12 protein-coding genes and 1 tRNA gene are annotated in these 9,132 nt (G+C 69.5%); 3 read left to right on the top strand and 10 right to left on the bottom strand.

The features are described from left to right. Window positions 1-28 precede the first annotated feature (28 nt). Window positions 29-751 carry a DUF1906 domain-containing protein gene (locus BST28_RS18525; RefSeq protein WP_029249374.1) on the bottom strand — a complete coding sequence of 241 codons (723 nt, stop codon included), beginning with the start codon at window positions 749-751 and terminating at the stop codon, window positions 29-31. A 98-nt stretch (window positions 752-849) separates the two neighbouring features. On the opposite strand from BST28_RS18525, the gene BST28_RS18520 reads away from it, so the two are divergent. Beyond that, a complete protein-coding gene (locus BST28_RS18520) occupies window positions 850-2,106 on the top strand; it encodes an MFS transporter (RefSeq protein ID WP_029249373.1) in 1,257 nt (418 codons plus the stop codon). 4 nt (window positions 2,107-2,110) lie between these two features. Here the strand turns inward: BST28_RS18520 and BST28_RS18515 are convergent, their stop codons facing one another. Then, window positions 2,111-2,482 (bottom strand): DUF732 domain-containing protein, encoded by a 372-nt coding sequence (locus BST28_RS18515; RefSeq protein ID WP_083082225.1) that lies wholly within the window; start codon window positions 2,480-2,482, stop codon window positions 2,111-2,113. Window positions 2,483-2,577: 95 nt separating this feature from the next. After that, a tRNA-Leu gene (locus BST28_RS18510) sits at window positions 2,578-2,661 on the bottom strand. A gap of 143 nt (window positions 2,662-2,804) precedes the next feature. Between BST28_RS18510 and BST28_RS18505 the strand changes: the two genes are divergently transcribed. Together BST28_RS18505 and BST28_RS18500 are read left to right on the top strand one after the other, a co-directional pair. Then, on the top strand, window positions 2,805-3,179 hold the full coding sequence (locus BST28_RS18505) for a hypothetical protein (protein WP_109560733.1): 375 nt from the start codon (window positions 2,805-2,807) through the stop codon (window positions 3,177-3,179). Further along, the gene (locus BST28_RS18500) at window positions 3,176-3,517 is read left to right on the top strand and encodes a DUF3817 domain-containing protein (RefSeq protein ID WP_083082223.1); all 342 of its coding nucleotides are present in this window, start codon (window positions 3,176-3,178) and stop codon (window positions 3,515-3,517) included. The genes BST28_RS18505 and BST28_RS18500 overlap by 4 nt, the downstream gene beginning before the upstream one ends. 9 nt (window positions 3,518-3,526) lie before the next feature. Here the strand turns inward: BST28_RS18500 and BST28_RS18495 are convergent, their stop codons facing one another. From BST28_RS18495 to BST28_RS18465, 7 genes are all read right to left on the bottom strand, one after another. Beyond that, the gene (locus tag BST28_RS18495) at window positions 3,527-4,774 is read right to left on the bottom strand and encodes a protein kinase domain-containing protein (protein ID WP_083082222.1); all 1,248 of its coding nucleotides are present in this window, start codon (window positions 4,772-4,774) and stop codon (window positions 3,527-3,529) included. Window positions 4,775-4,777: 3 nt separating this feature from the next. Beyond that, entirely contained in the window at window positions 4,778-5,389 is a 612-nt protein-coding gene (locus BST28_RS18490; protein WP_065288953.1) for a non-canonical purine NTP pyrophosphatase, read from the bottom strand. Further along, window positions 5,386-6,165, bottom strand: coding sequence for a ribonuclease PH (gene rph, locus BST28_RS18485; RefSeq protein ID WP_019737272.1), 780 nt, complete (start codon window positions 6,163-6,165; stop codon window positions 5,386-5,388). The genes BST28_RS18490 and rph overlap by 4 nt, the downstream gene beginning before the upstream one ends. Before the next feature lie 43 nt (window positions 6,166-6,208). Next, the gene (locus BST28_RS18480) at window positions 6,209-6,985 is read right to left on the bottom strand and encodes a cyclic nucleotide-degrading phosphodiesterase (RefSeq protein ID WP_019737273.1); all 777 of its coding nucleotides are present in this window, start codon (window positions 6,983-6,985) and stop codon (window positions 6,209-6,211) included. Between the two features lie 85 nt (window positions 6,986-7,070). Beyond that, window positions 7,071-7,868 carry a glutamate racemase gene (gene murI / locus BST28_RS18475; RefSeq protein WP_019737274.1) on the bottom strand — a complete coding sequence of 266 codons (798 nt, stop codon included), beginning with the start codon at window positions 7,866-7,868 and terminating at the stop codon, window positions 7,071-7,073. Next, window positions 7,865-8,518: a rhomboid family intramembrane serine protease gene (locus BST28_RS18470; RefSeq protein ID WP_065288980.1), complete on the bottom strand. Its 654-nt coding sequence runs from the start codon at window positions 8,516-8,518 to the stop codon at window positions 7,865-7,867. Before BST28_RS18470 ends, murI begins: the two co-directional genes overlap by 4 nt. Beyond that, window positions 8,515-9,132: P1 family peptidase (locus BST28_RS18465; RefSeq protein WP_207570137.1), on the bottom strand; the 618-nt coding region annotated here is incomplete at its 5' end. The genes BST28_RS18470 and BST28_RS18465, both read right to left, overlap by 4 nt.

Genomic DNA, 9,132 nt, shown 5'->3' with positions numbered 1-9,132 from the left:
CGTGCCGCGCCGTCGCGGCCCGCGCGGGTCAGGCCCACTGGCCGAACTGGGGGGTGAGGATCTCGTTGATATCGACCCCGACATCGCCGACCTTGCGTTTGTCGACCTCGACCTGATGCAGGTTGGCTGCCGGGTGGGCGACCCCACCGGGTGATCCCCAGTTGTGCTGCCAGAAGTAGGAACCCAGGCCGTCTTGCACGGCCCACTCGATGGTCTTGGAATTGGCGTACACACCCGTGCGCTGATGACCGATCACCGACTCCCAGCCGCGCAAGTAGGGCGCCACCTGCGCCTGGTACTGCTCGTAGGAGGGGTCGTCGTCGATCGAGGCGTAGATCGGGGCGGTGTCCGGGCCACCCGCCGCGGAGTGCAGTTGTGCGCCACGTCCGGCGTGCTCGACGCCGGCGTCCTGGCCGCCGAGCCAGTCCGCGGTCGCCTGCTTGCCGTACTGGTAGCAGGAGACGATGTGGAGCCCGTTCTGGTGCAGATCGTGCGCCTCGGCGGGTTGTATCGGCTTGCCCAACATCCAATCGGCGCCGGGCCTGCGGTCCGACACGTAGCGGATGGCACCGAGCGCTCCGGCCGACCGGACTTCGTCGGCGGACAGCACCCCCGCCGCGTAGTCCAGCAAGATGCCCAGCGGAGCCGCCTGCGCGGTTGCGGTGATCAGCGCCGACGCCGCGGCTCCCAGGCCGGCCGCCGCCGGAGCCGTCGCTGCGAGTTTGAGCACGTCACGTCGGGAAAGCACCACGCGCCAAACCATACGCCCACCACCCCGCCGCCAACGGGGCCTCAACCACCGCAGGGCAGGATGAGCGGGTGGCACAGCCGTGGCAAGCAGGTCGATCCTTGCGTCCCTGGATCGTGTGGGGCACCGGGCTGCTGTCCTATGTGGTGGCGGTGCTCGACCGCACCACCTTCGGGGTATCGGGCCTGGACGCCGCCGAACGGTTCAGCGCCGGCCCGAGCATGCTGTCGTCGTTCGTGATCCTGCAGCTCATCGTCTACGCGTCGATGCAGATCCCGGCCGGGGTGCTGCTGGACCGCTTCGGCCCCAAGACGATGATCGCCGTCGGCGTCTCGGTGCTCTCGGCCGCCCAATTGACGCTGGCGCTGACCCATTCGCTGCCGGTGGCGGTCGGCGCCTACGGCGTCGTCGGTCTGGGTGACGCGTTCGTGTTCATCTCGGTCATCCGGTTGCTGCCCAATTGGTTTGCCCCAGAACGTGTTCCATTACTGACTCAGCTGACCGGGATCTGCGGACAGTTCGGCCAGCTGCTCTCGGCGGTGCCGTTTCTAGCGATCCTGCTGCACGGCGGATGGGCGGCGGCTTACCTTTCGGCGGCCGCCCTGGGGGTGCTGGCCGTGATGCTGACGCTGGCCCTGTGCCGGGATACCCCGGCGGCGACGCCGGTTGCGGTGCAGCCACGGACGTTTCGAGCGGTATTCGGTGACGTCAAGACGGTCTGGTCACGGCCGGGCACCAAACTGGGCTTCTTCACCCACATGGGCACACCGTTCTCGGCGAACGTCTTCGCTTTGATGTGGGGCGTGCCGTACCTGACCACCGCACAGGGCTTTTCACGTGGCGTGGCCGGCGCCTTGCTGACGATATCGGTGGCGACCTTCGTCGTGGTCGGGCTGTTGACCGGAACACTTTCCGCGCGCCGGCCCCAGCACCGGGCTGGCCTGGTACTGGCGATGATCGCGCTGACCGCCGCGGTGTGGGCGGTGCTGCTGGCATTGCCGGCCCCCGCCCCGCACTGGCTGCTGGTGGTCGTGATCGTGGTCATCTCGGCGGGCCAACCGGTGTCCATCCTGGCCTTCGACTTCGCCCGCACCTACAACCCGCCGGCGGCCCTGGGCACCGCGCAGGGCATGGTCAACACCGGCGGCTTCATCGCCACCCTGCTGATCATGCAGGCGATGGGAGTCGTCATCGCGCTGGCCGGCGGCTATTCGTTTTCGGCGTTCCGGCTGGCCTGGACCGTCCAATACGTCATCTGGGCGGTGGCCGCCGTCGGGGTGGTGATCAACGCGCGCCGGGCTCAGCGCTGCGGGGCGCTCGGCGAGGCACCCACCTCGGTGGTCGCCGCCGAGCGCTGACGGTTCAGGAGGTCGATGTGTACGGGTCCGGCAACTGCGGGCAATAGGCCCGCCGCGCCGCATTGATGACGGCGTGCGCCTCCTCAGGCGACACTTCCAGATTGGCGACCACCGAGATCGGCACCAAACGCGGGGCCTTGCTCAGTGCCGAACAGACCGCGTGACCTTCCTGCACCAGAAGCTCCCGTAGCGGTTCGCACTTGAGGGTGCCGCAGATCATCTGGTCGTAGTCGGGGTGTAAGCCCTCGTCCTCGAGGGCGGTGAAGAACGCCTGGTCGTCACCGCTGGGGTCGTCGGCGAATGCCGCGGGAGCGGCCCCCGCCGCCAATCCGGCCAGCACCACACCGAGCGCAGTTGCGATGAGTTGCTTCTGCATCAGGCCGCACACCAATCGACGGGGCTAATGCATCCATTCTTGCACCGCTGGGCCCCGGCGACACGGTGCGACCGATGACCCGACTCATCACAATGTGCGGGCGGAGGGACTCGAACCCTCACGCTCTTTCGAGCACGGGCACCTAAAACCCGCGCGGCTGCCGATTACGCCACGCCCGCAAGGCCACTCAGTCTAGCCATCCGCTACCGCGACGAAAGCGCCCCGCCGGTAGGGCCTCGTCGCTTCGGGAACGAACGACTGCGCGACCCGCATCGCTGCAAGACCCGGTGGCACCCTGATGGCGGCGCGGTACCGTCAAGGGGTGTCCACTACACGGCGTCGGAGACCGGCACTGATCGTGCTGGTGATCGTCGCCGCCTGCGCGTGCCTGGCTCTGGGTTGGTGGCAGTGGACCCGTTTCCAGGAGGTCAACGGCACCTTCCAGAACCTCGGCTATGCCCTGCAGTGGCCCTTGTTCGCCTGGTTCTGCGTCTACGCCTACCGCAAATTCGTCCGCTATGAAGAATCACCGCCCGAGCCACACCGGCCCGATACGGTGACCGAGATACCGGCTGGACTCCTGCCGGAGCGGCCCGCACCGGCCGCCACACCCGCCGACGATCCCGCCCTGCGGGAGTACAACGCCTACTTGGCCGAACTCACCGAGAACGACCGGAAGAACAGGAACACCGCATGACCGAGACACCCGCCCAGGCCGCTCCCGCCGAGAAGATTCGCAGCGCGCTCCTGCCCTATCGGGTGATGGCGTGGGCGACCGGTGTCTGGCTGATCGCGCTCTGCTACGAACTGGTGCTGCACTACGTGGTCCAGGTGGACAATCCGCCGACATGGATCGGCGTGGTGCACGGCTGGGTGTACTTCGCCTACCTGCTGGCCACTTTCAACCTGGCGGTCAAGGTACGCTGGCCGCTCGGCAAGACGATCGGGGTGCTGTTGGCCGGCACCATTCCCCTGCTGGGCATCATCGTGGAGCACTTCCAGAGCCGAAACATCAAGACGCAGTTCAACCTCTGACGGTCGGGCTCACTGCGCGGGCGGGTTCACCCAACGCCGCACGCCGCCGTGGTTGGAGCAGGCGCCGCTGCGGTGCCTGCTGAATGAGTAGCTGCCGTCTCGGCAGACTGCGCTGGCCCCGGCCGGGGGCGCGGCGGACTCGATCGACGTCACCGGTGGCGGTGCGAACGTCTGGGACGGTGCGGGCACCGGCGGGGACATCAGCGGCGCCGGCAACGTGGCCGACTCCGTCACGGTGACGGTCACCCGCTGCGTCGGATGCACGGTGGTGGCCGGTGTGGGTGTGACGACGCCGTTGTGCTCACCGCCGCGATCGGCCACGCCGAGCACGCCGGCCACCCCTGCCAGCACCGCGGCGCCGCCCACCAGCCACGGCCAGCGGCGCCGGCCGCTAGCGGTCGGGGCCATCACCGGTTCCTCGGCAGCAGCCTCGGCCAGCGCCCGGGCGAGGTCGCGGCAGCTAGCGAACCGTGCGGCGGGATCCTTGGCCAGGCCGGCGGCCAGCACCGTGTCCAGGTGGACCAAGTCCGGTCGGCGTTCGCTCAGCCGCGGCGGTGCGGCGGTCAGCTGCCGGCTGATGACCGTCACCGGGTTGTCGCCGCGGAACGGCGGTGCCCCGGTGAGCAGATGGAATGCGGTGGCCGCCAACGCGTATTGATCGGCTCGGCTATCCAGGTCGTCACCCCTGAGCTGTTCGGGTGCGGCGTAGGCCAGGGTGCCGACGGTGAAGTTGGTGGCGGTCAGTCCGTTGGTGGCGCCCAGTGGCCGAACGATCCCGAAGTCGGCCAACAGGATCCGCTGGGACTCGCCTTCGGGTTGGGCGAGAAGGATATTCGCCGGTTTGACGTCGCGGTGCAGCAGCCCCCGCTGATGCGCATGGTCCAGCGCGTCGGCGATCGCGGCGACGATCGCCAGCGCCTCGCCTTCGGCCAGCCCGTCCGGATGCCGCTGGGCGACGAAACGCGCCGCGTCGGTGCCCTCCACGTAGTCCATCGCGATCCAGAGCTGCCCCTCGAACTCGCCGCGGTCATGGACCCCGACGATGTTGGGGTGGAACAGCGTCGCCGCCAGATCGGCCTCCAGCTGGAATCGACGGCGGAACTCGCTGTCGGTGGTCAGGTCGGCGGGCAGGACTTTGAGCGCGTCACGCCGCGGCAGCCTCGGGTGCCGGGCCAGGTACACCTCGCCCATCGCGCCCGAGCCGAGCAGGCGTTCGATGCGGTAACCGGCGAACTCTGCGCCGAGCGCCAGCGGCATGGCTCAGCCCGCGAGCCGCCGCAGCGCCGGCAGCAGCAGCGCCAGAGCCCGGCCGCGGTGCGATGCGGCGTCTTTCTCCGCCGGGCTCAGCTGCGCCGCGGTGCGCACGGCGCCGGCCGGTACGAACACCGGGTCGTAGCCGAAGCCGCCGTCGCCGCGGGGTTCGCGGGCGATGCTTCCCGGCCATTCGCCGCGCACCACCGCCTGGTGATCGGGCCCGGCACCCCAGACCAGCGCGCAGGCCGACACGAACGCCGCGCCACGGCGCTCGTCGGGAACGTCACGCAACTGGGCCAGCAGCAGGGCGGTATTGGCGCCGTCATCGCCGTGCTCACCCGCCCAGCGCGCCGACAACACCCCCGGCATACCGTTGAGTGCATCAACCGTAAGCCCGGAATCATCTGCGACACAAGGTAATCCCGTCGCCACATAACCGTCACGCGCCTTGGTTAGGGCGTTGTCCTCAAAGGTCGCCCCGGTCTCCGGCGCTTCGGGGAACGGCGCCACCTCATCCAGTGAGACCGGGCGCAGACCCGAGATACCGGCGTGCTCGAGCACCCGGCTGAGTTCGGCCAGCTTCTTGCGGTTGCGGCTGGCTACCAGCAGATCGATCAGCTGCCGAACGCCTTCTTCGGTGGCGGACCGTCGGGCAGCACCCCGGGATAGGGCAGCTCCAGGGCTTCGCGCTGCACCACGAACAGCTTCTCGCAGGCGGCCAATGCCGCGTCGAGCATCTTGTCGAGGGTCGAACGCGGGAACGTCGCCCCCTCGCCGGTGCCCTGGACCTCCACCAGGGTTCCGGTATCGGTGGCGACGACGTTCATGTCGACCTCGGCGCGGGAGTCCTCCTCATAGGGCAGATCGACGCGGACCCGGCCGTCGACGACCCCGACGCTGACAGCCGAGATGGCGCACGACAGCGGGCGTGGGTCAGACAGTTTGCCGGCGGCCGACAGGTAGGTGACCGCGTCGGCCAGTGCCACATAGGCGCCGGTGATCGCCGCGGTGCGGGTGCCGCCGTCGGCCTGCAGTACGTCGCAGTCGATCGCGATGGTGTTCTCCCCCAACGCCGCCAGGTCGATGCAGGCCCGCAGCGAGCGGCCGACCAGCCGGCTGATCTCCTGCGTGCGCCCACCGACTCGGCCCTTGACCGATTCGCGGTCGGAGCGAGTGTGGGTGGCGGCGGGCAGCATGGCGTACTCGGCGGTCAGCCAACCGCGCCCGGAGCCTTTCCGCCAGCGCGGCACCCCCTCGGTGACACTGGCCGTGCACATGACCCGGGTGTTGCCGAATTCGACCAGCACCGACCCGGCCGGGTTCGAGGTGAACCCGCGGGTGATGACGACCGGGCGCAGCTCGTCGTCGAGGCGACCGTCTTCTCGTTTGGACACGCCGTCAACCCTAGTGGAGTGGTGTGTCAGAACCGGTGGTGCGTCAGGACCGCTGGATGTTGAAGCTTTCGTCGCACACCACCGCGTGCACCGGTCCGTCGAACTCGGCCTTGGCTTCGCCGATCACGTCCTCGCGCGAGGTCCAGGGCGGGATGTGGGTGAGCAGCAGCTGGCCGACACCGGCGGCGGCGGCGATGCGCCCCGCCTCGGTGCCGGACAGATGCAGGTTCGGTGGGCGATTGGCCTCGTGAGTCCAGGACGCCTCGCACAAGAACACATCGGCGCCGCGGGCCAGGTCGATCACCCCGTCGCAGTAGCCGGTGTCGCCGCTGTAGACCAGGGTCGCGCCCGCAGCGTTGGTGATCCGCATGCCGAACGACTCGGTCGGGTGACACACCAGCCGGGGCTGCACGGTGAGCGTCCCGAACTCGACCGGCTCGCCGTCCACCCAGGTGTGAACATCGAAGATATCGGTGATGTCGTCGATCTCCCCGCCGTAGGGAGAGGACGCGGCGCCCATCCGCGACCAGGTGTCGCTGGGTCCGTAGATGAAACCCTTGGCGAACGGCTGGGTCGCCACCGACGGGTGGTAGCGCCGCCAGACGAACAATCCCGGCAGGTCCAGGCAGTGGTCGGCATGCAGGTGTGACAACAGCACGCACACCGCACCCGGATCGACGTGCCGTTGCAGGGCGCCGAGTACACCGCCCCCGAAGTCGATGACCAGCGGCGGGGTGTCCGGAGCCTGCAGCAGATAACCCGATGCCGGCGAGTCCGGACCCACCACACTGCCGGAGCAGCCGAGCACGGTGAGTCGCACGTTCCCTACTGTGCCATGTTCGCCGCAAAGATGACCAAGACACGGGCGCTTTGCCCGCTATTCGTCACCGAAATCACGGTCATGGCTAACTCGACGGGGCGTGACGACGGACGCCGACGCCGGTGATCGCCGGGCCCAGAAATCGGGTCGCCAATGCGGCGAACGCCTCCGGGTCGCCGGTCGCCTCGAACACCCGGGTCGCCGGGGCTGCGCCGTGCGGGCGCAGCAGGTCGCGCTCGGTGAGCACCCGCAACAGTTCCTTGGCGGTCTCCTCGGCGCTGGACACCAACGTCACCTGCTCTCCCATCGCCAGCTGGATCAACCCCGACAACAGCGGATAGTGGGTGCAGCCCAGCACCAGCGTGTCGACCCCGGCACGTTGCAGCGGCTCCAGATATCCCTCGGCCAGCCCCAGGACCTGCCGCCCGCTGGTGATACCGCGCTCGACGAAGTCCACGAAGCGCGGGCAGGCCACCGCGGTGATCTCGGTGTCGCGGGCGGCGGCGAACGCGTCCTGGTAGGCGTGGCTGGTGATGGTCGCCGTCGTACCGATCACCCCGATGCGGCCGTTGCGGGTGGTGGCCACCGCCCGGCGCACCGCCGGCAGGATCACCTCCACGACCGGCACGTCGTAGCGTTCCCGGGCATCGCGCAGGCATGCCGCCGACGCGGTGTTGCAGGCGATCACCAAGGCCTTCACGCCGCGCTCGACCAGGTCGTCGCCGATGGCCAACGCGTGCGCGCGTACTTCCGGGATGGCCAGCGGGCCGTAGGGCCCGTTGCCGGTGTCGCCGACGTAGAGGATGTCCTCGTCGGGCAGCTGGTCGATGATCGAGCGTGCGACGGTCAGCCCGCCGACCCCGGAGTCGAAGATCCCGATCACGCCGCAACCGCCCGCCGCCGGGCCCGGGCTTTGCGTTCGGGACCCGAGAGCAGGTAGGCGGCCAGCACCCCGGCGAGCGCCCCGCACAGATGGCCCTGCCAGGACACCCCGCCGCAGACATTCAGTACCGGCACCGCCCCCCAGAGAATCCCGCCGTAGAGCACCAGCACCACCAGCCCGACCAGAATCTGCCAGATGCTGCGGGTGAACCACCCGAACACCACCAGAAACGCCAGCCAGCCGAAGATCAGGCCGGAGGCGCCGATGTGGTCGGTGGGCCCGCACGCCGACCCGACATTGCCGATCAGCCAGGTGCCCAGACCACCGACCAGCCACACGATCGCGGTGGCGAGGAGGAATCGGGACTGTCCGGCCAATGTCACCAGGAAGCCCAGCACCAGCGCCGGACCGGTGTTGGCCAGCAGGTGCGCCCAGTTGGCGTGCAGCAGCGGTGCGTACAGCACCCCCCACAGGCCGTCGGACTCCAGGGGCCGGATGCCGTTGCGGTCCAGCCGGTGGCCGCCGACCTGATCGACGGCCTCGACGAGGTAGAGCAGCGCGACGAATCCCACGACGGTCGCCCCGCCGGTGCGCCAGCCGGATTTGTCGTCGGGTCGCGGCGCAGGCGAGGCGCCGGTCCGGGAGGTCATGCCCACGATCTTCCGGTGAGCTTGTCGGCGAATGCCCCCGGCAACGTGCCGCGGTAGGTCGGTATGCCGGCCACCGGGTCGGCGGCCAGCAACCCGACCAGCACCGCCCGCGCCAGGCAGTCCGCGGCGGCCGCGCCGACCGCCGTGATCAGCCCGGACTCCTGCGACAGCGCGGCCGGGGTTCCCGGGAGGGCCGGAACCTCGACGGCCCCGGTCGCCAACGCGAAGACCGTGTCGCCGTCCACCGGGGTGTGCGAGGGCCGGATCGTGCGGGCCAGGCCGTCCTGGGCGGCGATCGCCACCCGCCGGCAGCCGGCCGGGCTGAGCGCGGCGTCGGTGGCCACCACCGCGATGGTGGTGTTGAGCGCGAGGGATTTGGGTTCCAGCCCGGCCAGCACCGCCAATTGTTCCGACGGCGGGGAGGTCAAACCGAATTCCTCGACGAGCTGGGCGGACCAGGGCAGCCCCGTGGTGGCGTCGATGACCTCACCGGTGGGGTTCACCACCACCAGCGCCCCCACCGTGACGGTGTGTTCCCCGAGCTCCAGGGTGGCCGACACGGTGCCCTCGGGGTAGCTCTTGGTGATGTGGAGGAGTTCGATCTCTGCCATCGG

It is taken from the genome of Mycolicibacter kumamotonensis, from assembly GCF_002086285.1.
Taxonomy (GTDB): domain Bacteria; phylum Actinomycetota; class Actinomycetes; order Mycobacteriales; family Mycobacteriaceae; genus Mycobacterium; species Mycobacterium kumamotonense.
The sequence above is the reverse complement of the archived record's forward strand: the minus strand, read 5'-3'. Positions and strand labels throughout refer to the sequence as shown.

Bases quoted from the DNA above. Each gene is read 5' to 3' on its own strand.
- BST28_RS18500 (WP_083082223.1), top strand. From the start codon at position 3,176: ATGACCGAGACACCCGCCCAGGCCGCTCCCGCCGAGAAGATTCGCAGC.
- BST28_RS18470 (WP_065288980.1), bottom strand. From the start codon at position 8,518: ATGACCTCCCGGACCGGCGCCTCGCCTGCGCCGCGACCCGACGACAAA.
- BST28_RS18495 (WP_083082222.1), bottom strand. From the start codon at position 4,774: ATGCCGCTGGCGCTCGGCGCAGAGTTCGCCGGTTACCGCATCGAACGC.
- BST28_RS18515 (WP_083082225.1), bottom strand. From the start codon at position 2,482: ATGCAGAAGCAACTCATCGCAACTGCGCTCGGTGTGGTGCTGGCCGGA.